This window comes from Pseudoalteromonas sp. SA25, assembly GCF_011378705.1.
Lineage (GTDB): Bacteria > Pseudomonadota > Gammaproteobacteria > Enterobacterales > Alteromonadaceae > Pseudoalteromonas > Pseudoalteromonas arctica.
Map to the genome: position 1 here is coordinate 77,591 of NZ_WTKV01000011.1, position 24,959 is coordinate 102,549.

The 24,959-nt window shown below is 39.6% G+C and carries 16 protein-coding genes; 7 read left to right on the forward strand and 9 right to left on the reverse strand.

All coding sequences use genetic code 11. The features are described from left to right. Window positions 1-11: 11 nt before the first annotated feature. From carB to dapB, 3 genes are all read right to left on the reverse strand, one after another. Window positions 12-3,230 (reverse strand): carbamoyl-phosphate synthase large subunit, encoded by a 3,219-nt coding sequence (gene carB, locus GQR45_RS10815; RefSeq protein WP_165725899.1) that lies wholly within the window; start codon window positions 3,228-3,230, stop codon window positions 12-14. Between the two features lie 16 nt (window positions 3,231-3,246). After that, window positions 3,247-4,383 carry a glutamine-hydrolyzing carbamoyl-phosphate synthase small subunit gene (carA, locus tag GQR45_RS10820; RefSeq protein ID WP_007375827.1) on the reverse strand — a complete coding sequence of 379 codons (1,137 nt, stop codon included), beginning with the start codon at window positions 4,381-4,383 and terminating at the stop codon, window positions 3,247-3,249. A 362-nt stretch (window positions 4,384-4,745) separates the two neighbouring features. Next, window positions 4,746-5,549: a 4-hydroxy-tetrahydrodipicolinate reductase gene (gene dapB / locus GQR45_RS10825; RefSeq protein ID WP_024592675.1), complete on the reverse strand. Its 804-nt coding sequence runs from the start codon at window positions 5,547-5,549 to the stop codon at window positions 4,746-4,748. A 372-nt stretch (window positions 5,550-5,921) separates the two neighbouring features. On the opposite strand from dapB, the gene GQR45_RS10830 reads away from it, so the two are divergent. The 3 genes from GQR45_RS10830 to GQR45_RS10840 all read left to right on the forward strand — a co-directional run bounded on the left by GQR45_RS10830 (window position 5,922) and on the right by GQR45_RS10840 (window position 9,334). After that, a complete protein-coding gene (locus tag GQR45_RS10830; RefSeq protein WP_165725900.1) occupies window positions 5,922-7,235 on the forward strand; it encodes a Na+/H+ antiporter NhaC family protein in 1,314 nt (437 codons plus the stop codon). Between the two features lie 132 nt (window positions 7,236-7,367). Beyond that, window positions 7,368-8,156 carry a nucleoside-binding protein gene (locus GQR45_RS10835; protein ID WP_165725901.1) on the forward strand — a complete coding sequence of 263 codons (789 nt, stop codon included), beginning with the start codon at window positions 7,368-7,370 and terminating at the stop codon, window positions 8,154-8,156. A 161-nt stretch (window positions 8,157-8,317) separates the two neighbouring features. After that, on the forward strand, window positions 8,318-9,334 hold the full coding sequence (locus tag GQR45_RS10840) for an alpha/beta hydrolase (protein WP_165725902.1): 1,017 nt from the start codon (window positions 8,318-8,320) through the stop codon (window positions 9,332-9,334). 72 nt (window positions 9,335-9,406) lie between these two features. Here GQR45_RS10840 and GQR45_RS10845 read toward each other — a convergent pair whose 3' ends face one another. After that, the gene (locus tag GQR45_RS10845; RefSeq protein ID WP_165725903.1) at window positions 9,407-10,204 is read right to left on the reverse strand and encodes a M48 family metallopeptidase; all 798 of its coding nucleotides are present in this window, start codon (window positions 10,202-10,204) and stop codon (window positions 9,407-9,409) included. 197 nt (window positions 10,205-10,401) lie between these two features. Here GQR45_RS10845 and GQR45_RS10850 point away from each other — a divergent pair, with 197 nt between their 5' ends. Beyond that, a complete protein-coding gene (locus GQR45_RS10850; protein ID WP_165725904.1) occupies window positions 10,402-11,604 on the forward strand; it encodes a Bcr/CflA family efflux MFS transporter in 1,203 nt (400 codons plus the stop codon). Window positions 11,605-11,638: 34 nt separating this feature from the next. On the opposite strand, the gene grpE is transcribed toward GQR45_RS10850, so the two are convergent. Both grpE and GQR45_RS10860 read right to left on the reverse strand, forming a co-directional pair. Beyond that, entirely contained in the window at window positions 11,639-12,250 is a 612-nt protein-coding gene (grpE, locus tag GQR45_RS10855) for a nucleotide exchange factor GrpE (protein WP_007375833.1), read from the reverse strand. A 58-nt stretch (window positions 12,251-12,308) separates the two neighbouring features. Beyond that, window positions 12,309-13,274, reverse strand: a complete 966-nt coding sequence (locus tag GQR45_RS10860; protein ID WP_024590838.1) for an HrcA family transcriptional regulator — start codon at window positions 13,272-13,274, stop codon at window positions 12,309-12,311. A gap of 154 nt (window positions 13,275-13,428) precedes the next feature. Here GQR45_RS10860 and nadK point away from each other — a divergent pair, with 154 nt between their 5' ends. The 3 genes from nadK to recN all read left to right on the forward strand — a co-directional run bounded on the left by nadK (window position 13,429) and on the right by recN (window position 16,697). Beyond that, a complete protein-coding gene (gene nadK, locus GQR45_RS10865) occupies window positions 13,429-14,313 on the forward strand; it encodes an NAD(+) kinase (protein ID WP_004335384.1) in 885 nt (294 codons plus the stop codon). Between the two features lie 77 nt (window positions 14,314-14,390). Continuing rightward, window positions 14,391-14,948, forward strand: a complete 558-nt coding sequence (locus GQR45_RS10870) for a hypothetical protein (protein ID WP_007584558.1) — start codon at window positions 14,391-14,393, stop codon at window positions 14,946-14,948. Between the two features lie 75 nt (window positions 14,949-15,023). Then, window positions 15,024-16,697, forward strand: a complete 1,674-nt coding sequence (gene recN, locus GQR45_RS10875; protein ID WP_007584560.1) for a DNA repair protein RecN — start codon at window positions 15,024-15,026, stop codon at window positions 16,695-16,697. Window positions 16,698-17,068: 371 nt separating this feature from the next. Here recN and GQR45_RS10880 read toward each other — a convergent pair whose 3' ends face one another. The 3 genes from GQR45_RS10880 to gltB all read right to left on the reverse strand — a co-directional run bounded on the left by GQR45_RS10880 (window position 17,069) and on the right by gltB (window position 24,896). After that, on the reverse strand, window positions 17,069-18,091 hold the full coding sequence (locus tag GQR45_RS10880) for a GGDEF domain-containing protein (RefSeq protein ID WP_240920220.1): 1,023 nt from the start codon (window positions 18,089-18,091) through the stop codon (window positions 17,069-17,071). 922 nt (window positions 18,092-19,013) lie between these two features. Continuing rightward, the gene (locus GQR45_RS10885) at window positions 19,014-20,429 is read right to left on the reverse strand and encodes an FAD-dependent oxidoreductase (RefSeq protein WP_007584567.1); all 1,416 of its coding nucleotides are present in this window, start codon (window positions 20,427-20,429) and stop codon (window positions 19,014-19,016) included. Between the two features lie 9 nt (window positions 20,430-20,438). Next, window positions 20,439-24,896: a glutamate synthase large subunit gene (gene gltB, locus GQR45_RS10890; protein ID WP_165725905.1), complete on the reverse strand. Its 4,458-nt coding sequence runs from the start codon at window positions 24,894-24,896 to the stop codon at window positions 20,439-20,441. Between the last annotated feature and the right edge of the window lie 63 nt (window positions 24,897-24,959).

A 24,959-nucleotide genomic window follows, 5' to 3' on the forward strand; every position in this document is an offset into this window, starting at 1 on the left:
GGCACATTTCCTTAGTTCAATCGCAGATGTAGCTCTTGAACTGACGTCACTTTGCTGCGGTCATCTGCTTTATTAGCAGTACAGTTAGCGAATGCCGCGTTCAAGGTTGTCGTATAGTTGGTTTTATTTTGCAATGCACCACGACGTAACACCTTCGAATCTTCGATCGCTTGGCGACCTTCGGTGGTATTAACGATATAGCTGTACTCTTTATTCTTGATATAATCAAGAATATGCGGGCGGCCTTCATATACTTTGTTTACACGTCGTACTTCAATGCCAGCTTCTTCAAGAGCTTGTGCCGTGCCACCAGTTGCGTCAAGTTCAAAACCTAAGTCGGTCATGATTTTGGCTAATTCAACAATACGTGGCTTATCGCTATTACGAACAGATAATAGCGCGCGACCACCGCGTGGTAAAGTGTTGCTTGCACCTAATTGTGCTTTTGCGAATGCTTCGGCGAAAGTATCACCAACACCCATCACTTCACCTGTTGAACGCATCTCAGGACCACGGATTGGATCCACACCCTGAAACTTAGCAAATGGTAAAACAACTTCTTTAACGCTGTAGTAAGGAGGGATCACTTCTTTAGTAATACCTTGGCTTGCTAAAGACTGACCAGCCATACAACGTGCAGCTACTTTTGCAAGCGCCACACCGGTTGCTTTAGATACAAACGGTACAGTACGTGCAGCGCGTGGGTTAACTTCGATTAAGTACACTTTGCCATCTTTAACTGCAAACTGTGTATTCATCAAGCCAACAACACCAAGTTCAAGCGCCATGTCGGTTACTTGCTTGCGCATTACGTCTTGCACTTCTTGTGATAAAGAATGTGCTGGTAATGAACAGGCTGAGTCACCCGAGTGAACACCCGCTTGCTCAATGTGCTCCATGATACCGCCGATAATTACTTGCTCGCCGTCACAAATTGCGTCAACGTCAACTTCAATCGCGTTATCTAAGAAACGATCCAGTAATACAGGTGCTTCGTTTGATGCTTGTACAGCTTCGGTCATGTAGCGACGTAAATCATCTTCGTCGTATACAATTTCCATCGCACGACCGCCTAGTACATACGACGGGCGTACTACTAACGGGAAGCCAATTTCAACTGATTTAAGTAAGGCTTCTTCGGTTGAAGTTACTGTTGCATTTTCTGGCTGAAGTAAGTTTAAACGCTCAACAAGTTGTTGGAAACGTTCGCGGTCTTCTGCACGGTCAATCGCATCAGGTGAAGTACCAATCACTGGTACGCCATTGGCTTCAAGCTCACGCGCTAGCTTAAGTGGTGTTTGACCACCGTACTGCACGATAACGCCTTTTGGCTTTTCAACACGTACGATTTCGAGTACGTCTTCAAGCGTAATTGGTTCAAAGTATAACCTGTCAGATGTATCGTAATCGGTAGATACCGTTTCAGGGTTACAGTTAACCATAATAGTTTCGTAACCGTCTTCGCGAAGCGCAAGCGAGGCATGTACACAACAGTAATCAAACTCAATACCTTGACCGATACGGTTTGGACCACCACCAATAACCATGATTTTATCACGATCTGTTGGGTTAGCTTCACACTCTTCATCGTAAGTTGAGTACATGTAAGCAGTGTCTGAGCTAAATTCTGCTGCACACGTATCAACACGTTTGTATACTGGCACGATGTTTAATAAATGACGTTTTTTACGAATTTCAGCTTCAGATACACCTGCAATTTCTGCTATACGCGGATCTGCAAAGCCTTTGCGTTTAAGTTTACGTAGGAAGTCAGCATTTAAACCCGCCATGCCTACTTTCGCTATTTTTGCTTCGTCTTTTAAAATGTCTTCTATTTGTACTAAGAACCAGCGGTTAACTTTAGTCAGTTCGTAAACATCATCAACGCTCATACCATGGCGCATTGCATCGGCAATGTACCAAATACGCTCAGCGCCTGGCTCGCGTAGTTCACGAATTATTTTTTCTTTTGCTTTAGGATCATCAAGCGCAACTATCGGGTTAAATCCCGTTGCACCCACTTCAAGACCACGTAATGCTTTGTGTAATGATTCTTGTTGGTTACGACCAATTGCCATTACTTCGCCAACTGATTTCATTTGCGTAGTTAAACGGTCGTTTGCACCGGCAAATTTTTCAAAGTTAAAGCGAGGAATTTTTGTAACAACGTAATCGATTGAAGGCTCAAAAGACGCGGGAGTTTTGCCACCCGTAATGTCGTTTTGAAGCTCGTCAAGCGTATAACCTACGGCTAGTTTTGCTGCAATTTTAGCAATTGGGAAACCCGTTGCTTTTGATGCTAATGCAGATGAACGTGATACACGTGGGTTCATCTCAATGATAACCATACGGCCATCTTCAGGATTAATACCAAACTGCACGTTAGATCCGCCAGTTTCTACACCAATTTCACGTAATACTGCCATAGAGGCGTTACGCATAATTTGGTATTCTTTGTCGGTTAGCGTTTGCGCTGGTGCAACGGTGATTGAATCGCCAGTGTGAACACCCATAGGGTCAAAGTTTTCAATGGTACAAACAATAATACAGTTGTCGTTTTTATCACGTACAACTTCTGTTTCGTACTCTTTCCAACCAATCAGTGATTCATCAATTAGTAATTCGTTCGTTGGCGATAAATCTAAGCCTCGTTCACAAATTTCTTCAAACTCTTCTAAATTATACGCCACACCGCCGCCGGTGCCGCCCATAGTAAAAGAAGGCCTGATAATACATGGTAAACCAATGCGCGTTATGATGTCTTTGGCTTCATCCATAGAGTGAGCAATCTCAGCACGAGGACATTCAAGACCAATATTTTTCATTGCTACGTCAAAGCGTTCACGGTTTTCTGCTTTGTCGATTGCATCGGCCGTTGCACCAATTAGTTCAACACCATGTTTAGCCAATACACCGTGCTTGTCTAGTTCGAGCGCACAGTTTAATGCCGTTTGACCACCCATTGTAGGCAGTACTGCATCTGGCTTTTCTTTTTCAATAATTTTTTCTACCACTTCCCAGTGAATTGGCTCGATGTATGTTGCATCAGCCATATCAGGGTCGGTCATGATAGTTGCAGGGTTTGAGTTAACTAATATAACTCTGTAGCCTTCTTCTCTAAGTGCTTTACACGCTTGAGCACCAGAGTAGTCAAATTCACAAGCTTGACCAATTACAATTGGGCCTGCGCCTAAGATAAGAATGCTTTTTATGTCGGTACGTTTTGGCATTATTACTCCAGTTAAATTAGTGTTTACGCGCTTGCATCAAATCGATGAAGTGGTCAAATAATGGGGCTGCATCGTGCGGACCAGGGCTTGCTTCAGGGTGACCCTGGAAGCTAAACGCAGGTTTATCTGTACGATGAATACCTTGAAGCGTTCCGTCAAATAACGATTTGTGCGTAGCACGAAGCGTACTTGGCAGGCTTGACTCTTGAGCTGCAAAACCATGGTTTTGAGCTGTGATCATAACTACATCGCGGTCTAGGTCTTTAACTGGGTGATTAGCGCCGTGGTGGCCAAATTTCATTTTTTCTGTTTTAGCACCTGAGGCAAGGGCTAATAACTGATGACCTAAACAGATACCAAAAATTGGTGTGTCGGTTTCTAAAAAGGTTTTAATTGCATCAATAGCGTAAGTACATGGCTCAGGATCGCCAGGGCCATTAGATAGGAAGATACCATCAGGGTTTAAAGCCAGTACGTCAGCGGCAGAGGTTTGCGCTGGTACTACTGTAAGTTTACAACCACGGTCTACAAGCATACGTAAAATATTACGCTTTACACCGAAGTCGTAGGCAACAACATGAAACTTTTCATCAGCAGCATCAAGGGTTTTAAATCCTTCGCCTAATGTCCAGCTTGATTCGCGCCACTCAAAATTTTCCTTGGTTGAGACAACTTTTGCTAAATCCATACCTTTTAAGCCTGGGAAGGCTTGCGCGGCTTGTAGCGCTTTATTTTCGTCTAGCTCGTCGCCAGCAATAATACACCCGTTTTGTGCGCCTTTATCACGCAAAATTCGAGTTAACTTTCTGGTGTCGATGTCCGCAATACCTAAAATATTACGTTCTTTTAAGTAATCATCTAACGATTGCTCGTTACGAAAATTACTTGCTAGCAGTGGCAAATCACGGATCACTAGGCCTTTAGCCCAAATTTGATTCGCTTCTTCGTCTTCGCTGTTGGTACCCGTATTACCGATATGTGGGTACGTCAAAGTTACGATTTGTTCCGCGTATGATGGATCAGTCAAAATTTCTTGATAACCAGTCATAGACGTATTGAATACTACTTCACCGACTGACATGCCGTCAGCGCCGATTGCAGTACCGCGAAACACTGTGCCGTCTTCTAGGACTAACAGAGCGGATTTAGTCAAGTTAAACCTCCTAACAGTAAAAAACGGGAGTAAGCAATTGCTTAACACCCCGCCAATACCCAGAGGGATCGTCAAAACCAGATTTCTGTGAGCTTAAATTGTTTTACGCAGTCTTAAATGATGCAGATGTAAAGCATTCAACCTTCAATCATTTTTTCTTGCCTAAAACTATTTTTATTCCCACTGAAACCCCGGATTTACTAGCCACTTGGGTATAATTGGAAACACGCATTTAGTAATTTTTGGCAAATTGGCTGCATAGTACATTAAGTTAGCTTTTAGGTCTAATATTATTTAGTAAATTGTTACAAACAAGTCACTGTAGGCAAAATTAGACCCAAACAGTTAAAAAAGTAACTAAACTACTTCAGATCTAGTACATCTTGCATATCATAAAGTCCTACAGGTTTGTTTTTCAACCAGCTTGCAGCCCTTACAGCACCTAGAGCGAATGTCATTCTTGAACTTGCTTTATGGGTTAATTCGAGTCTTTCGCCCATTGTGGCGAAGTATGCGGTGTGTTCACCTACTATATCGCCCCCTCTTAGTACCGAATAACCAATTTCATTTTGCGATTTAGCGGTCTCCACTTGGCTGCGGTCATATACAGCAACCTCGTCGTGGTCCCAGCCTTTAGCCTGTGCAATTGATTCGCCAATGGCTAATGCTGTGCCCGATGGCGCATCGATTTTATGACGATGATGCGCTTCAAATATTTCAATATCTAAATCGTCACCAAATTTGGTCGCTGCGGTTTGCACAAGGTTCAGTAATACATTGACTCCTACACTGTAGTTTCGCGCAAATACAATAGGAATATGCTTAGCGGCATCGTGTAAAAGTGCCATATCGTCGCTTGTTAAGCCCGTTGTACCAATAACCATAGGAATTTTTTGTGCTACAGCGGTTTTTAAATGGTTTTTCATACCAGCGGGAAGCGTAAAGTCGATTAAAACATCTACATTATCTATTGTGGTTTCTTCGCTAAAGCTAACACTGTTATCGGCTGCGCTATTTACTTGATTTACATTAATACCTAATAACGATGAACTGCTACGAACGTATGCACCTGTAAGTTGTGTTTGCTCTTTAATTGTCGCTGCTTCTAATAGAGCTAAGCCCATTCTGCCATTAGCACCAAAAACGCCTATTCGATTTGTAGTCATTGTTTTTACCTAATTTAAATTTGGATCCGTTTTTTACTAATCTGAGTATATATCCGGTGCATTACAAATACGCGCTTGGGCATTTTTATGCAGTTGGACAAATATTAATCGCTGAAAATAGCGTTACTTTGTAGATATTATCTAAAAGTCATGCAATAGTCAGGTGACCTTTTAATTTAATAATAATAACAATACCAGTTTACTTTAGCCATCTATACATTTAAACTTCTCTTTCGCGTCGATTTGGTCTTTGGCTTGCGGGCGCTGCACTCTCCTAATTTTGTTAATGATTAACATAGTAGGTAGATTTGCTAAATTCAGCTAAAAGAGGAATTTTTGGCTGTTGTAAATTAACTGGTTTCGAGGATTATGATGCAGCCATCATTTAACAAAAATAAAGCAATACTTTCTTTACTACCCCTTTTAACCTTTGTAGCACTATTTTTGGGCTCTGGTTTATATTTACAATCGCAAGGGGTTGACTACGCTTTTTATCAACTTCCTGCTCCAGTGGCTATATTACCCGCCATTATGCTTGCGTTTATTTTAAATAAAGGCACAGTAAACGAATGTGTAGAGACCTTTATTAAGGGTGCCGGACACAACAATATTATTACCATGTGTTTAATCTACTTACTTGCAGGTGCGTTTTCTGCTGTTGCCAGTGCAACCGGTGGTGTAGATGCGGTAGTAAATGCTGGCTTATCACTTATTCCTCCTGCGTTATTGCTCCCTGGCTTATTTTTAATTGCAGCGGTTGTATCAACAGCTATGGGGACGTCAATGGGAACAATCGGTGCTATTGGGCCTATTGCTTATGCAGTATCAATTAAAACAGGTATCGATCCAGCATTAATGGCAGGTACGATTGTATCTGGCGCTATGTTTGGCGATAACTTATCAATTATTTCCGACACCACTATTGCAGCCACGCGAACGCAGGGCTGTGAAATGAAAGACAAATTTAAAGAGAATCTTAAAATTGCAGTCCCTGCTGCAATACTAACTATTGGCTTGTTGTTTTATTTAACACCTGCAGCACAAGTAGTTGAGACCAAAGATTACGATATTTGGTTAGTACTTCCTTATGCCTTTATTTTAGTGTTAGCAGTTGCTGGCTTGAACGTATTTGTCGTGTTGTTTAGCGGTATTATTTTTGCTGCATTAATGGGCTTTACAGGAAGTTATGAAGGCGCAAGCTTTGTAAAAGACATTTACAAGGGCTTTACCGATATGCAGGAAATATTTTTACTATCAATGTTTATTGGTGGCTTATCTGAATTTATTCGCATTAATGGTGGCCTTGATTACATTGCTCAAAAAATTCAAGCCATAACTAAAATCATCGCAAAATGGCACCGTAAAGTGGCTGACCAATTAGGTATTGCAGCATTGGTTATGACAAGTAATATGTGTATTGCCAATAATACCGTATCAATTATTGTTGCTGGCCCTATTGCTAAAAAGCTAGCAGATGATGGTGAAATAAGCGGTAAACGCTCTGCAAGTTTGCTTGATATATTTGCTTGTGTAACGCAAGGCTCACTTCCTTATGGCGCACAAGCGCTACTGTTAGGTGCTACGTTTAAAATTAGCCCGTGGGAAGTATCAACGTCTTCTTATTACTGTTTTATTTTAGCATTTACGGCGATTACTATTATTTGTTTACGCCGTAATAAAGCGTAATAAATTGAGTCATTACATGTTGCAGCTTATTAAGTAGGCTGCAACATGTGTTAAATTAGCGATCAACAAATCAATCTCTTCTGCTATAATTGCCGCTTCCGCGTGTCACTAAAATTATAGTTATAAACAGTTATGAAATTTAAAAAATCACTCCCTTTTATTACCCTTACTTCTCTCGCTTTATCATCGTCGGCTTTCGCTGCCAATTGGAGCAGTACAGCAGTACATATAAATAATGGCAGCCAAAAAAATCCATTTTCTAAGCAAGAGTCAGACACCACTGTTTACTCGCTTCAACATGCATCGGGCTATGACTACGGCGATAATTTCTTTTTTATTGATTACAGTAAAGACGATATAGATGACGGTTACCAAGATGCTGATTTTTATGGTGAGTGGTACTCAACGGTTAGCTTATCTGCCATCACTGGTAAGCAAATTGGCTCTGGCGCATTATTAGATGTTGGCCTAACGGGCGGTATTAACGTTGCTGGTGATGCAAAAGTAATGAAGTATCTACCAGGTGTTAAATTAAGCTGGGATGTACCTGGGTTTAACTTTTTTCAAACGCTGTTCACAGCCTACATTGACGATAGTGAAGGTGTAGCAAAAGGCGGCGCACCTATTGAAACTAATAGTTGGATGCTTGATGTAGCTTTTGAATATCCTTTCACTATTGGCTCACAAAAGTTTAGCTTTAAAGGCCACGCTGAATACATCGCAGAGCGTGAAGATGAATTTGGTAACGATGTACAAGCTTGGATACTAGCACAGCCTATTTTAGTGTGGGATATGGGTCACGCCCTACAAATGAAAGAAAACACACTACTGCTGGGAATGGAATTACAATACTGGCACAACAAATTAGGTACTGAAGTCACTGAATCGGTACCACAAATCCATATTGAGTGGACATTTTAAGCTTCAACAATCAGCTCTTTACTCAGTAATAATAAGCGAAGCACTATTTTAGCTTCGCTTTTTTTCGTCCACGTAAAACATTTAATTGAACAGGTTTAAATACTTAGTTATTGTTGTACTTCTTTTTAAGCCAAGCGTTCGCCTTTAATAGGAGTAACTGAATGTCGTCGATTAAAGTTATTTGTTTCTCTACTTTATTAGTACTAACAAACAATACCTTAGCTGGCCCTTCTCAAGATACATCCGCCCTTTCTTATGATGCACTATTAAGCAATTACGAATACGATTTTAAGGTAAATTACTTTGCACTTGAGTCGCAAAAACAATCATTAAAAATGGCTTATATTTACTTAAAGCCTACTAAAGCCGGTATGCCTACAGTTACACTTATGCATGGCAAAAATTTTAACGCCGACTACTGGACTACAACCGCTCAGTATCTGCAATCTTTAGGTTATGGGGTATTAATCCCTGATCAAATTGGTTTTGGCAAGTCGTCTAAGCCAACTAATTACCAGTATTCGTTTGCGACGCTTGCTCATCATACTCACGCGTTAATAGATTCACTTAATATTAAAGAGTCGATTGTACTTGGGCACTCTATGGGCGGGATGCTAGCGAGTCGTTTTGCATTAATGTACCCAAACGCCACTAAAAAGCTAATTTTATTAAACCCTATTGGGCTTGAAAACTACTTGCAGTATGTTGATTACAAAGATACTAATTTTTTCTATAAAAACGAGCTTTCAAAAACACCGGAAGGCGTTAAACGTTATCAGCAAAAAAATTACTACGATGGTAAGTGGAATACAACATATTCAGCCTTAACTGACTTTATAACAGGGCAAATACAAGGCCCAGATAAAGAACAAATAGCATGGGTGAATGCAAAAACATACGATATGATTTTCACTCAACCTGTAATAACCGAATTTAAAGATTTAACTGTGCCAGTTAAATTAATTATTGGTACACGCGATAGAACCGGTCCAGGCCGTAACTGGAAAAAAGAGGATGTTGATTACGAGCTTGGTCGATACGATAAATTAGGCAAACACGCTGCAACACTTATTCCTGACGCACAATTATTCGAACTAGATAACTTAGGGCACCTGCCGCACATTGAAGATTTTGAACGCTTTAAAAATGTATTACAAAAAGCGCTTACAACTAAATAAAGGTGAGTACTGAATACAAAAACCCCTGTAAGTAATTACTCACAGGGGTTTTTATTTAGTAATTAAACTAGATTACAGCTTACATTGTGGGTTTTTACCCTGTGTTTTAGCTGTACTTTGCTCGCTAAGTGCTTTACTCATTTGTGCTTGTAAGTCTTTAATACGACTGCTTGGCGCTGGGTGAGTTGATAAAAACTCAGGTGTTGTACCACTACCTGCTGCACTCATATTTTGCCAAAGGGTTACTGATTCTTGTGGATTAAAGCCTGCTTCAGCCATTAAATCTAAACCAATTTCATCAGCTTCTGACTCGTGCGAACGGCTAAATGGCAAAACAACACCATACTGTGCGCCTAAGCCTAGACCCTGCATAATTTCATTACGGTATTGAATGTTACCCATTTCAAGTGCTGCACTACCAAGTTGCATACCGGTATCTAAAATAGAGCTTTGTGAAACACGTTCATTAGAATGCTCAGCAATTACGTGCCCTACTTCGTGCCCTAGCACTGTTGCTAGTTGGTCTTGATTGGTGGCTATTTTTAATAAGCCCGTATGAACCCCAATGTAACCACCAGGTAGTGCAAAAGCGTTAGCAGATTCATCTTCAAATACAACTACTTCCCAATTTTGCGACGCGTATTCTTTTGGTAATACAGCCACTACTTTTTCAGCAATGCAATTTACATATGCATTTGTTTTTGCATCTTTATTAATTGGTTGGCTTTTTTTCATATCCGCAAAACTAGCAGTGCCCATTTCACTCATTTGTTGATCTGAGTAAAGCGCTATTTGAGTGCGTCCTGTTGGTGACGTTTTACAACCGACTAAAACGGCTGTCGCTAATACTGCAAGTACTAGTTTTTTCATGATAATTCTCTTAAGTAATGAATTTTTTATTGCTTGTAGAATAGCAAACACAGTACCAATTTAAAATATTTGCTTTATATACCTTTATATTAAAAGGATGCGATAAGACGATAAACTTAGCAGGCAAACTAAGTTTATCCAAATACAATGCCCTGTTACACTATAGCCCTTGTTTTTAGTGATTGTTGAGTTTACACATGGACGCCTCAGCCTCGTCTTTTAATACCCGTATTTTATTGCCTTTATTAGCCAGTATCGTGGCGATTACTCCTTTGGCTATTGATATGTATTTGCCTGCCATGCTGGTAATTGCAAGCGATTTACAAACTAATATGCCAAATGTACAAATATCGTTGAGTATTTACTTAGCGGGTTATTCATTGGGGATGTTATTTTTTGGCCCTATTGCCGATCAAATTGGCCGCCGTAAGCTCGCACGTATTGGCTTAACCCTATTTGGCGCAAGCTCACTTGCACTCGCATTTACAACCGAAATCCATGCGTTTTGGACTCTTAGAGCAGTGCAAGCATTTACCGGAGCGGCAGCAACCGTAGTCGTACCGGGTATTATTCGCCATATTTATCAGCAAAATACAGCTAAGGGAATGTCGTATGTGTCGATGATCATGATGGTAGCACCGTTAGTAGCCCCCTCTGTTGGTTCGTTTATTTTAGGATTTTCTGTTTGGTCAACCATATTTTTGGTTCTTGCTGGATATAGCTTTTTAATATTAGCGTTTGTACAAGTGTATTTAATAGATATACCTATTCATAAAAATGAGAAAAAAGGCCTCGCTCTATTTTTTGATAGCTATAAAACAGTACTGAGTAATAAAGACGCACGTGCGGATATACTCAGTTCTATGTTTGTATCGTTTGGATTTTTTTGCTTTTTAACCTCAGTACCTTTTATATATTTGGATTTATATGAAGTATCAGAACAATTATTTGGTGTGTTATTTGCGTTTAATGTAATGGCGCTGATGTTTGGTAACTTTTTAAATACGCGAATTGTACCAAGGCTGGGCTCTCGAAAAATGCTCTATATTGGGCTTGTATGTGGGTTTGTATCGGGCCTTTCGCTGTTAACATTTAGCTTATTGCACTTATCACTTTATTATATTGTGGCTGCTATTGCGCCATTAATGATGAGTTTAGGTGTCACTGCAAGTAATGCTGATTCGCTAATATTGATGAAGTTTGAAAGAAACACAGGTACAGCAACGGCCGTAATTGGCACACTTCGTTTTGGTAGTGGTGCATTAGTTGGCCCGTTACTCGCCATTATGCATGCAAAAAGCGCAGTACCATTTTCAAGTTTAATGTTTAGTGCTGTGTTACTCACTATGCTCGTACAGCTAATTCACTATAAAAAAGACAAAAAAAATGCCTCAATATGAGGCATTTTTATCAAAGCTAATAACCTTAAATTAATTAAGCGTCAGCAGCTTTAGAAACCATAACCATTGCAGGGCGTAATAAACGACCATTCAATGTGTAACCTTTTTGCATAACAGCAAGTACTGTATTAGGTGTTACATCGTTACTTGGTTGAATTGACATTGCTTGATGAAAATCTGGATTAAACTGCTCACCTTGTGGGTTTACAATTTCAACACCAAATTTAGAAACAGCGTCATTAAAGCTCTTAACCGTCATATCGATACCTTCAAGCAACGGCTTTAGTGTCTCATTTTCTTTATCAGAAAATTCAATAGCACGTTCAAGGTTATCAATTACAGGTAGTAATTCGTTAGCAAATTTTTCTAGTGCAAATTTATGCGCTTTTTCTACATCTTGTGCTGCACGACGACGAATATTATCTACATCTGCTGCGGCACGAACAACACCGTCTTTTTGATCAGCAATTGTTTGCTTTGCAGCTTCAAGCTCTGCATATAACATCGCAATTTCTGCTTCAGGGCTTTGTTCTTGTTCTGCATGCTGATCAGCGGCTTCTACTGCTGCTTCTACATCAGCCTGCATTTTAGAAATTTCTTCGTTTAATTCTACTTCTTGCTCAGGGTTTTGTGTCTGCTCAGACATAAAATACGTGCTCCAATTCTTTACAACTGCGGTAATTATGGGGATTGAATAAAAAGATTCAAGAGTTAGATGCCTCAATTAATTTAAATTCTTGAATTATTTCTTCAATCTGCGCTGATTTAGGACAAATTATACAAAAACGGCTTTGATATTCTTGATTTTTAAAGTACGGCACGCTTATTACAATTAATTCATCGCACTCAGTAAAAGGTAATTTTTCGCTATTAAGTACCGATACACCATTTTTAAAAGCGAGTTTATCTTCTACATAATTTAAAAACGAAACACCAATATTTAAACTTTGTTCGCAGTCTATTTGTTTGTAGAGGTAATTTTCACCAACAACAATACTATTATCTGAGCCTAATTTTTGGCTTAGTTGTCGCGTCCATTGATTAAGCGAATCATGGCAATTTCGAGGCGCTGTATTTGCCATAGCTTGCATACGGTACAAACCTTCCATTAAGGTTTGTTGGCTAAATACAGTGTTCAACCAAGTGGCAAATTGATAACGAACAGAGTCTGACGAATCATGAGGTTTATCAATACAAATATTGTGACTCTGCCCTGCCCTATCTATTAATAAAATAAGCCAGTCGGTAGAATCAAAATCAAGCACTTCTACTCTAAACACTTGCTGTGAACTGGCTTGAGGTAAACCAACACAACAACATACTTGGTATTTTTGGCTCAAACCATGCGCTAGCTCAACGAGTTGTGACTGCTGTGGTTGCCAATAATTAGCAATATCAGCAAGCACAAAAAATTCGTCAAACCAATAATCAAACCCTTCATTTGTCGGCACTCGCCCTGCGGATGTATGAGGTGAATACAATAAGCCCACTTTTTCTAAGCGAGCCATAGCATTACGAACCGTAGCCGAACACACTGCCATGCCTTTGAGCTTGGCAATTTTTGTTGATGGAACAGGCAAGCCTTCACCATTACAGTACATGTTCATAACAGCTGAAAAAATTTGCTGATCTCGTGGGTTTAGTTTCATGGTATCTACATCTTGTTGCATGAAAGAGATATCGGGGCGTTTAGTTCTTTTTCAAGTCGTGCAGCTAACTCACTGCGAATAAAATTGAAGGTTTATAATATTGCTATAATCTGTATTTTCAAACACTTCTGTTTTGAGTTACTCTACTATTATTAAATCTCTTTGTGCGTACATTATGGACTCTCCTTTTAACACCATAGGCCTAATTGGCAAACCTAATCACCCGGGAGCCGCTGCTACCCTTCAGCGTTTACATACCTTTTTACTTGCGCTTGGCTTTGAGGTAATAGTAGAAAAACGCACAGGGAGTCAGTTAGACGATATTCCGCATGACAAACTTGTTAAGTTAGTCGACTTAGGTGAACAAGCCGATTTAGCCATTGTTGTAGGCGGTGACGGTAACATGCTTGGCGCAGCTCGCGTACTTGCGCGCTTTAACATTGCTGTAATTGGTGTAAATAGAGGCAACCTTGGCTTTTTAACTGATTTAAACCCCGAAGGGTTTGAAGCGAGCTTAGAGCAAGTACTCAGTGGTGAGTATCTTGAAGAAAAACGTTTTTTATTAGAAGTAGAAGTATATCGCCACAACGAATTAAAAAGTGCAAACTCAGCCGTTAACGAAGCGGTACTTCATGCCGATAAAGTAGCGCACATGATTGAATTTGAAGCTTTTATAAATAATGACTTTGTGTTTTCTCAGCGCTCCGATGGTTTAATAGTATCAACCCCGACAGGCTCTACGGCGTATTCACTTTCAGGTGGCGGTCCAATATTAACGCCAGAACTAAATGCTATATCGTTAGTACCTATGTTTCCTCATACCTTATCTAGCAGACCTTTAGTGGTAGATGCCGATAATGAAGTTCGTTTAAAGCTAAGCCTAGAAAATACAGATAGCCTACAGGTAAGCTGCGACAGCCACGTAGTGCTAGCCGTATTACCCGGCGATGAGGTAGTAATTAAAAAAGCCGATAAACAATTGCGCTTAATTCATCCAAAAAATTACTCTTACTACAACGTTTTACGTACAAAACTGAATTGGGGTAGTCGTTTGTACTAATTTTATTGCCAAATTTAGTACTATAAAGCAAAATGGCGACTTAAAATAATAATCAACTAATTTAGGAACGAGTAGCAATGACTTATGTAGTATTCTTTGCTTTACTGCTATTAATTACACTTTTATACAGTTACCTCAAAATTGAGAGTAACCGTAAAAAAGCGATAGAAGCTAGAAAAAAGCTATTTAATGAACGTGTTTCGCATGTAAATACGCGCCTTAAAGCAAAGCTTAATGATCTACTTGATGCTAAAATAATTCGCCCAAAATACGTTCCTCGCATTCAAGCTATTGTAAATAATTTTTTTGTTGTTCAATCACATACAGACGAGAACTTGCAACAGCTTGAAGATACTGCCGACCTACTAATTAATACGTTGTCCAACGAGTTAATTAAAATCAATCAAACAAATATAATTCAACCATTGATTGATAATATACAGTACTTTGTATCTGAGTTGCCCCAGCAAGGCATTTTATACAATAAGAGTTTTTATATTAATACATTACCTCCCCTCATTGCTCTGCTTAAAACCGAAGAAAGTATACAACCTACTGATATTGTTGATGATCAAATTGATGCATCTTCCCAAACTTCCGATACACAGTTTACTCAAGATGTAAGTGTTGCTTAAATAATAAAAAATTAATTTGCAAAAAACCAAAACACTGTATAAATTAACAGTTAATTGACTGGATGGATAAACAGTATGTTAATTGGTTTAGAAGTTAAAAATTTTGCAATCGTAAGTAATTTAAGCACCGAATGGCGCAGCGGTATGACTGCGATCACAGGTGAGACAGGTGCTGGTAAATCTATTGCTATTGATGCCCTATCGCTATGCTTAGGTGAGCGCGCTGAAGCATCAGCAGTTCGCCCAAGCTCTGATAAAGCGGAAGTATGTGCACAATTTGACTTAACAGATCTACCGCTTGCTCAAGCATTTTTAGAGCAACATATGCTAAGCACTTCTGACAACGAGTGCTTATTACGTCGTGTTGTTTGTAAAAATGGCCGTAGTAAAAGCTATATTAATGGTAGTGCAGTTACCGCATCACAATTAAAAGAACTTGGTCAATATTTAATATCTATTCATGGACAACATGCCCACCAATATTTATTAAAAGCTGAGCATCAGTTACAGCTTTTAGATGCCTATGCAGGGCATCACCACTTAGTAAACTCAGTAAATAAAAACTATAAACAGTTTGCTAACTTACAAAAAGAATTTAAACACTTAGAACAACAACAGCAGCAACAAGCAGCGCAAAAACAATTGTTAGAGTATCAAGTTGCTGAGCTTGATGAATTTGCATTACAAGAAAATGAGTTTGATTTAATTGAGGCTGAGCATTACAAACTAAGCAATAGCCAAACAATATTAGAATCGTGCCAACGTGAGTTACAACACTTATATGAAAGTGATGAGCAAAACGCTTGCTCATTACTACAGCACAGCGCTCAACAATTTACCGAACTGGCTCAATATGACGAAAGTTTAGCAAGCGTAGCTGCTATGCTTAGCGAAGCCGCTGTACAAGTTGAAGAAGCAAGCCGCGAAGTGCGCAATTACACTGAGCAAGCAGATTTAGACCCGGCACGCTTAGTTGAAGTAGAAAATAGGCTAAGTGGAGCGATGGATTTAGCGCGTAAGCATCATATAAAACCACAGCAGTTAGTTGAGTTTCATCAATCGATTGCTCAAGAACTTGAGTCAATAAGTAATAATAGTAATCGTCTGGAGCAGCTTGAGTCAGAAATAGAAAGCGCGTTACTTAGTTACAAGCAAACTGCTGATGAATTAAGTAAAAGCCGCTGCGAGTATGCTAATACACTTAACACACTAATAAGTGAAAGCATGGCTAATTTATCAATGGAAAACGGTGTTTTTGAAATAGCCTTAACTCAAGAGAGTAATCGTACACCAAACAGCCTAGGCTTTGATAATGTCTCGTTTTTAGTATCAACTAATCCAGGGCAACCACTTCAGCCATTAGCTAAAGTAGCATCAGGTGGTGAGCTTTCTCGTATAAGTCTTGCTATACAGGTAATTATTGCCCAAAAAGTAACAACCCCAACACTTATTTTTGATGAAGTTGATGTAGGTATTTCTGGCCCAACGGCATCTGCTGTAGGTAAGTTATTACGCCAATTAGGTAAATCAACTCAAGTAATTTGTGTTACTCATTTACCGCAAGTTGCCAGTAGTGCACATCAGCAATTTTTTGTAGCTAAAGAAATAGCACAAGGCGAAACGTTTACTCATATGCTGCCTTTAAATAAAGATGGCCGTATTAATGAAATAGCCCGTTTACTTGGCGGCGATAACATAAGCAAAACAGCTAAAGCAAATGCTAAAGAACTAATAATGGCTCATGCCTAATGTGTTAGTAAATAACGTCTTCAAGGATTAAATAATGCACAGTACTTTAGTTGATTTTTGTATAATTTTAAGTTGGTTGTTATTAGTACTAAGCACCTGTTTAATTATATTTAGTAAATATAAACATACTTGTTTTAAACAACGTTTATTTAAGTTTTTAAATAGCTTTTTAGTTTTTCAACTAATCGTTGTGGCCTATTACTTTACTAGCGAAAAAATAAATGGACTAAGTGATTTAGGTGTTAGTTATTGGGTTTTAATTACAATGCAGATTGCGTGTATTGTAATATGCTACATGAGCTTAAAACGCAGAAAGGCTAAAATAAGGCCATCCCTTGATTCGTTTTCAATGGATTAAAGTAAATAAACATTTAAAAAGAGCACGTTCTGTTTTTACCTTGCTCTTTTGCTTTATAAAGTAGTTCATCAGCATGCTTAATATCTAGGTCAATTGAGCGCTCAGCGTTTGCAGCTGTGATGCCAATACTTAGCGTTATATTTACACTATCTGAAAATAAGCTTACAGCTGAAGCTTTAAGGGCATTATGGATTTTTTCTGCAACGATCTCGCCCTCATCAACGGTTACATTTGGAATCACAATTAAAAACTCCTCACCGCCCCAACGTGAAGCAATCGCATTTTGCGGAATATTATTTTCAAATGTTTTGGCTAAATGGATAAGAGCTTCATCGCCAAAATCATGGCCGAATTGATCATTAATTTTTTTAAAGTTATCTACATCAGCTAATAATATTACAAACGGAATATTATTATTTTTAAGCTCATTTTTAAAAGCTATAAGCTTATTCATAGTGAAACGACGGTTTGGTAGATTAGTGAGTGGATCTATAGTTGCTAAAAATTCATTTTTTTGGCTTAAAGCAATTAATTTACTGCTGTATTTTTCTCTTGAAAATTCGTAATAACCACTCAGCGATGCAACAATTATAAAAGCGAGTATGATTCTGACTGGAAACTGCTCAGGATTGTAGTCATATATAGTAAATGTATCAGCGCAATAGAAACCGAGAACAATCGCCGATAAAAATAAAACAATATCAAACGTCCCTCGTTTAAGCCCTCGAATTGAATAAGTAACAGGAGACACTATAAATATCCATATAGGCCCTGTACCTTGTGCTCCTCCTGTAAGTACAAGATAAAACATCAGTGCATACAGGTTATATAAAATTACAGTTGCAGACTTCTCTACACCTCTACCTATATTAAACGCAGATAAGTAAACAAACGAAGAAACAACCAAAGTAAATGCTAATAAATAGCTGCTGTTAATAAAGGCTAAGCTAGCCATCGAAAACGTTGCTATAAAGCCTATTGAGGAAAAGAACCGAACAATGAGCTTCCTTTCTAAATTGTTTGAATATTCGTACATAATTTCTATTTATTTATTAATGTATAAAAGCAAACTTATAGATATAAAGTAAGCAAACCGTAAACAGCGTGCAATAATGAACCTACTTTATATTTAAATCAACTATTAAGGTTAGTAATCAGCACTGACAATTGTGCACATATTTTTAGCCTCTTGCATTTATCTCAGGTAAGTACATTTTTACGATATTAAATTGCTTGGCACTAATACCATTTGCTAAATTATATAAGTACGCCCTTTTATTCCTGCAATAATCGAACTGACTGGTAGTCAAAAAATAATTTAAACCTGCATAGTTAAAGATGGTAGTAACTATTCTATGAATTGTGCCTGGACCGAGTAAACAACACATTAATCAATAAAAGTGCCGTTACAAAAAAATACACGCATTATACCAATCCGCGATAATACTCAATCAATTTCAAGGATTGAACTTGGCGCTAACTGCGTTAAAACTTTCGAGATACGACTGCATGAATACAAAGCAATGTAGAGGTAATTGCCGAGAACACCTAAGTAGCGAAACTTTAGCCTCATTATCGACATAATTTTGTTATCTCAAAATAGATTACTTAATTAAGCGAATTGGTATTAGAGTGTATAAACGACATAGAAGAAAGAAGTGTCGATAACGTTTATATATATGAAATGAGCCCTGAAAGCCGCTTAGTAGATACCCAAAGAAATCGCATTTGGCTTATAAAGAACAACCCATAATAACAAAGCAGTTTCTCTGAAAGTTACTATATAAGGTTTCTACATGAAGTTACTAACAAAAGGTGTTGTTCAAGAAAGCCATACAAAAGGTGGTATAAATATAGCCCCATTTGTCACTAATTACGTTGACATTACATTTGGATAAAACAAATAAAAAAGCAAGCCACTTGGCTTGCTTTAAATATCGTTATTTTAAAACGAAAAATTAAACTTTTAAGTAATCCATAATACCTTCTGCAGCGTTACGTCCTTCAAAAATAGCAGTTACCACTAAATCTGAACCACGTACAATGTCGCCACCAGCAAATATTTTAGGGTTAGTAGTTTGATGTGTAAACTCACCTTGTTCTGGTGCGTTAATACCGCCCCAGTTGTTTATTTCTACATCGTATTTTTCTAACCAATCCATTTTGTGAGGTTGGAAACCAAACGCCATAATAACTTGATCAGCTTCAATAACATGTTCTGAACCAGGTACTTCTTCAGCACGGCTTCTGCCTTTTGCGTCAGGTTCACCTAATTTAGTTTTAACCATTTTAACGCCGGTCACTTTACCTTTATCGTTCAGTACAATGCCTTTAGGCTGAACGTTATACGTAAATATAACGCCTTCTTCTTTCGCGTTTTTAACTTCACGTTTAGAGCCTGGCATATTTTCTTTATCACGACGATAAGCACACGTTACTTTTGCAGCATTTTGTCGAATAGACGTACGCACACAGTCCATCGCTGTATCACCACCACCAAGTACAACTACTTTTTGATTAGCCATATCAATACACGGTTGTTTTGTCTCGTCGTAGCCCATTACACGGTTCGTGTTACCAATCAAAAACGGCAATGCATCGTGAACACCCGCTGCATCTTCATTTTCAAGACCTGCACGCATACTCTGATACGTACCAACCCCTAAAAACACAGCGTCGTAATCAGCTAAAATTTGATCAAGTGTAATATCAACACCTACTTCAACATTTAACTTAAACTCTACGCCCATTTCAGTGAAAATTTCACGGCGCTTTTGCATTACTGATTTTTCAAGTTTAAAAGAAGGAATACCAAATGTGAGTAGTCCACCTATTTCTGGGTGACGATCAAACACTACTGGTTTAACACCGTTACGCACCAAAATATCAGCACACCCTAAACCTGCAGGGCCCGCACCAATAATGGCTACTTTTTTGTCAGTCCATGTTACATAAGACATATCAGGCTTCCAGCCCATTTTAAATGCCTCATCAGTAATGTATTTTTCAATATTACCTATTGTAACCGCACCAAACTCTTCATCGAGCGTACACGAGCCTTCACACAAGCGGTCTTGTGGGCAAACACGCCCACAAACCTCTGGTAAGCTATTTGTACGATGAGAAAGCTCAGCCGCCTCTATAATACGGCCCGTGCGTATTAACTTTAACCATTGTGGAATGTAGTTATGTACTGGACATTTCCACTCACAGTATGGGTTACCACAATCTAAACAACGGTCAGCTTGTGAGTTAACCTGATTCTCTGAAAAGGGTTCGTAAATTTCTACGAAAGATTTTTTACGTGACGAGATTGGTTTTTTGCGTGGGTCTACACGCTGCACGTCTATAAATTGATATACATTTTCGCTCATACTGCCCCCTTATTGCGCCTGAACACGTAGTTCGGCACTACTGCGAGCGCGATGCCCGAGTAAACTTTTTACGTCACTTGATATTGGTTTTACTAATTTGAACATCGGTAAGTACAATTCAAAGTTAGCCAAAATACTTTCTGCTCTGCACGAACCCGTAAGCTCTAAATGCTCAGCAATTAAGCCGCGTAAATGTTCTTGATGCGACGTTAATTCGTCTAGTGTTACTATTTCGACAAGCTCTGGATTAATGCGTTTTTCAAAATCATTTCGCTCATCTAAAATATAAGCAAAACCACCTGTCATACCCGCGCCAAAGTTAACGCCTACATTGCCCAGTACACATACAACGCCGCCCGTCATGTATTCACAACAGTTGTCACCTACACCTTCAACAACCGCTTGCACACCTGAGTTACGAACTGCAAAGCGCTCGCCTGCACAACCTGCAGCAAACAGTTTGCCGCCTGTTGCACCGTATAAACATGTGTTGCCTGCAATTGTGGCTTTGTGACTTTCGAACGACGAGCCAAGTGGTGGACGAATAACTAACTTGCCACCCGCCATGCCTTTACCTACGTAATCGTTTGCATCGCCAACCAGTGTCATTTCAAGGCCGCCGGCATTCCACACACCAAATGATTGACCCGCAGTACCGTGTAGCTCAATTGCTACAGGATCTGCCGCCATTCCTTGGTTGCCATATTTATCGGCAATATAGCCAGAAAGCATTGCACCTACCGATCTGTCGGTATTACAAATACGACTTACTAGTGAAATACCGCTTGAAGCATCAATTGCTTCTTGCGCCTTAGCAAGTAGGCTCTCATTAAGCTTGCCTAAATAATGTGAGCTATTAGGCGCACTACAATAAAGTGTTTCGCCAGTTGGGTTATTAGGCTGAGCAATTACTGAAGATAAATCAATTTTCTTCTGTTTTGCTGTTTTGCCTTCAATTGCTTCAAGCAAATCTAAACGACCGATTAAATCAGTTAAGTTTACAACACCCAAGCTAGCCATGATTTCACGTGCTTCTTGCGCTATAAACTTAAAGTAGTTCATCGCCATTTCTGGTAAGCCGTGGTAATGCTTTTGACGAAGTGTTTCGTCTTGTGTTGCAACACCGGTCGCACAGTTGTTTAAATGGCAAATTCGTAAGTATTTACAACCAAGCGCAACCATTGGGCCGGTACCAAAGCCAAAACTTTCTGCACCTAAAATTGCCGCTTTAATTATATCTAAACCCGTTTTTAAGCCACCATCTGTTTGCAAGCGAATACGATGACGCAGTCCATTTTCAACAAGGGCTTGCTGCGTTTCTGCAAGTCCTAGCTCCCATGGGCTACCTGCATATTTAACTGAAGTAAGTGGGCTTGCGCCTGTACCACCATCATAGCCAGAAATAGTAATTAAATCGGCATACGCTTTAGCAACACCCGTTGCAATGGTTCCTACGCCTGGTTCTGAAACCAGTTTTACAGAAATTAGCGCTTTAGGGTTTACTTGTTTCAAATCGAAAATTAGCTGCGCTAAATCTTCAATTGAATAAATATCGTGATGTGGTGGTGGCGAAATTAACGTAACACCGGGAACCGAATAACGAAGTTTAGCAATGTATGGGGTTACTTTTTCACCCGGTAATTGACCGCCTTCGCCTGGTTTTGCACCTTGCGCTACTTTAATTTGAATAACGTCAGCACTGCGTAAATAATGCGGCGTTACGCCAAATCGACCTGAAGCAACTTGTTTAATACGCGAGTTTTTCTCGGTACCATAACGCAGCTTATCTTCACCGCCTTCACCAGAGTTTGAACAACCGCCTAAGCGGTTCATTGCAATTGCTAGAGCCTCATGCGCTTCTGGCGATAATGCACCAATACTCATTGCTGCTGAATCGAAACGCTTGTATAGGTTTTCTGCAGGCTCTACATCATCGATGCTAATGCCTTGCTCTGGAATTTTAAGCGCAAGCATGTCACGTAAAGTGGCAATAGGACGCGTATTAACAAGTTTTGCATATTCACTGTAATCACTATATTCACCAGAACGAACTGCTTTTTGCAGGGTTTGGATTACATCAGGATTATAAGCATGATACTCGCCGCCATGTACGTACTTAAACAAGCCGCCGTGGCTTAATAATTTACGCTTACTTAGAGCGAGTTTGTGTAAGCTTTGCTGATCGTCATCAAAGTCGGTAAAGCATGCGCCCTGTATGCGACTTGCCACACCTTTAAAGCACATTTGTACAATAGCGTCAGATAAACCAACCGCTTCAAACAACATTGAGCAGCGATATGACGCAACCGTACTTATGCCCATTTTAGACATGATTTTGTATAAGCCCTTGTTAATGGCTTTACGGTAAGCAAGAGTTACTTCGCAATACGACTTATTAATAATTTTGCTGTCGCTCATCGCAACTAACGATTCATACGCAAGGTATGGATAAATTGCCGTAGCACCAAAGCCTAATAACACAGCAAACTGATGCGCATCACGCACGCTACCGGTTTCAATGATAATGTTTGATTCACAGCGAAGATTGTTATCAACTAATCGTTTTTGTACCGCACCTACAGCCATAGCTGCCGGAATCGGCAAATTTGCTTCATTAAAGTTACGGTCAGTTAAAATAAGCATTATACAACCAGCGGCTGCTTTTTCTTGTGCTTGGTCACAAATACGCGTGACCGCATTTTCTAAACCTTCTTCAACTGTGTAGGTAATATCAATTTTACAGTAGCTGTAATGCGCTTCATCAGCATTTAATAGCTGCTGCATGTCTGCGTACATTAAAATTGGCGTATCAAACTGTAGGCGCTTAGCATGGCCTGTTGTTTCGTTAAATACGTTTTGCTCACTACCAATACATGTCGCAAGTGACATTACATGATTTTCACGCAGTGGATCGATAGGTGGATTTGTTACTTGCGCAAATTTTTGGCGGAAGTAATCATAAAGCGAACGATGCCCTTCACTAAGCACTGCAAATGGCGTGTCATCACCCATTGAGCCGGTTGCTTCTTGGCCGTTTTCACCCATTACACGAATAACGCTATCAAGCTCTTCGTTGGTATAACCAAACATTTTTTGATATTTAGCTAGCGTTTCGTCATCAAATGAGCGATTACCGGCGTCTTGCTCAGTAAGCTCTTCAAATGGTACTAAACGCTTAACGTTCTCCTCAAGCCATGACTTGTAAGGATGGCGAGACTTTAAATCTTGATCGATTTCATCTGAGTGCCAAATTTTGCCAAGCTTAGTATCAATAACTAATAATTCACCTGGACCAACACGGCCTTTTTCAACTACTTCATCGGCAGTGTAATCCCAAATACCCACTTCTGATGCAAGCGTAATAAAGCCATCTTGTGTAATTACATAACGCGCTGGGCGAAGTCCATTACGGTCAAGGTTACAAGCCGCAAAACGACCATCCGACATAACAATACCTGCCGGGCCATCCCATGGTTCCATATGCATAGAGTTAAAGTCGTAAAATGCACGTAAATCGTCGTCCATTGCACGGTTTTTCTGCCATGCAGGTGGTACGAGCATACGCATAGCGCGGAATAAATCCATGCCACCAGCTAAAAATAGCTCAAGCATATTATCTAGGCTTGATGAATCAGAGCCGGTTTCGTTTACAAACGGCGCTGCGCTTTGTAAATCAGGAATAAGCGGTGACGCAAACTTATATGAACGTGCGCGTGCCCACTGGCGGTTACCTTCAATAGTATTAATTTCACCATTGTGTGCTAAATAGCGGAAAGGTTGAGCTAAAGGCCAACGCGGCTGAGTATTAGTAGAAAAGCGTTGATGGAAAACACAAATCGCACTCGTCATACGAATATCAGCTAAATCTAGGTAAAAATTTGGTAAATCTGCAGGCATCATTAAGCCTTTATAGATAGTTACCAAACCAGATAGACTTGCGATATAGAAAGCTTCGTCATCAACAATGCGCTTTTCAGCGCGGCGGCGTGCTACATATAAGCGACGCTCTAAGTCTTTAGAACGCCAACCTTCTGGCGCGCTAACAAAAATTTGTTCAAAACCAGGTAATTGCTGTACAGCAATAGGACCCAACATAGATGGGTCGGTTGGCACAACGCGCCAACCTAAAATATTTAACGTTTCTTTTTCTAATTCTTCGCTAAGTATTTTTTTTGCAGCTTGCGCTAAAACAGGATCTGAATTTAAAAATATCATACCCACTGCGTAGTTTTTGCCTAAGTGCCAGTTATGTTCACTAGCAATAGCACGGAAAAAGCTATCTGGTTTTTGTAATAATAAACCACAGCCATCACCTGTTTTACCATCGGCAGATATACCACCACGGTGCTGCATGCGATCAAGCCCCGTAATAGCAGTACGAATAAGCCTATGACTAGCTTGACCATTAACTTGGGCTATTAAGCCAAAGCCACAATTTTCTTTTTCTAACTTTGAGTCGTATAACATAGACCCCTCCCCTTGCTGCACTGTTAGCGTGGATGAACTGCTCGACGATTTGCTAACAGACGG

Excerpts from the sequence above, each read along its gene's own strand:
- carB (WP_165725899.1), bottom strand. The coding sequence starts at position 3,230 with ATGCCAAAACGTACCGACATAAAAAGCATTCTTATCTTAGGCGCAGGC.
- dapB (WP_024592675.1), bottom strand. The coding sequence starts at position 5,549 with ATGACTACAAATCGAATAGGCGTTTTTGGTGCTAATGGCAGAATGGGC.
- GQR45_RS10830 (WP_165725900.1), top strand. The coding sequence starts at position 5,922 with ATGCAGCCATCATTTAACAAAAATAAAGCAATACTTTCTTTACTACCC.
- GQR45_RS10835 (WP_165725901.1), top strand. The coding sequence starts at position 7,368 with ATGAAATTTAAAAAATCACTCCCTTTTATTACCCTTACTTCTCTCGCT.
- GQR45_RS10840 (WP_165725902.1), top strand. The coding sequence starts at position 8,318 with ATGTCGTCGATTAAAGTTATTTGTTTCTCTACTTTATTAGTACTAACA.
- GQR45_RS10845 (WP_165725903.1), bottom strand. The coding sequence starts at position 10,204 with ATGAAAAAACTAGTACTTGCAGTATTAGCGACAGCCGTTTTAGTCGGT.
- GQR45_RS10850 (WP_165725904.1), top strand. The coding sequence starts at position 10,402 with ATGGACGCCTCAGCCTCGTCTTTTAATACCCGTATTTTATTGCCTTTA.
- grpE (WP_007375833.1), bottom strand. The coding sequence starts at position 12,250 with ATGTCTGAGCAGACACAAAACCCTGAGCAAGAAGTAGAATTAAACGAA.
- GQR45_RS10860 (WP_024590838.1), bottom strand. The coding sequence starts at position 13,274 with ATGCAACAAGATGTAGATACCATGAAACTAAACCCACGAGATCAGCAA.
- nadK (WP_004335384.1), top strand. The coding sequence starts at position 13,429 with ATGGACTCTCCTTTTAACACCATAGGCCTAATTGGCAAACCTAATCAC.
- GQR45_RS10870 (WP_007584558.1), top strand. The coding sequence starts at position 14,391 with ATGACTTATGTAGTATTCTTTGCTTTACTGCTATTAATTACACTTTTA.
- recN (WP_007584560.1), top strand. The coding sequence starts at position 15,024 with ATGTTAATTGGTTTAGAAGTTAAAAATTTTGCAATCGTAAGTAATTTA.
- GQR45_RS10880 (WP_240920220.1), bottom strand. The coding sequence starts at position 18,091 with ATGTACGAATATTCAAACAATTTAGAAAGGAAGCTCATTGTTCGGTTC.
- GQR45_RS10885 (WP_007584567.1), bottom strand. The coding sequence starts at position 20,429 with ATGAGCGAAAATGTATATCAATTTATAGACGTGCAGCGTGTAGACCCA.
- gltB (WP_165725905.1), bottom strand. The coding sequence starts at position 24,896 with ATGTTATACGACTCAAAGTTAGAAAAAGAAAATTGTGGCTTTGGCTTA.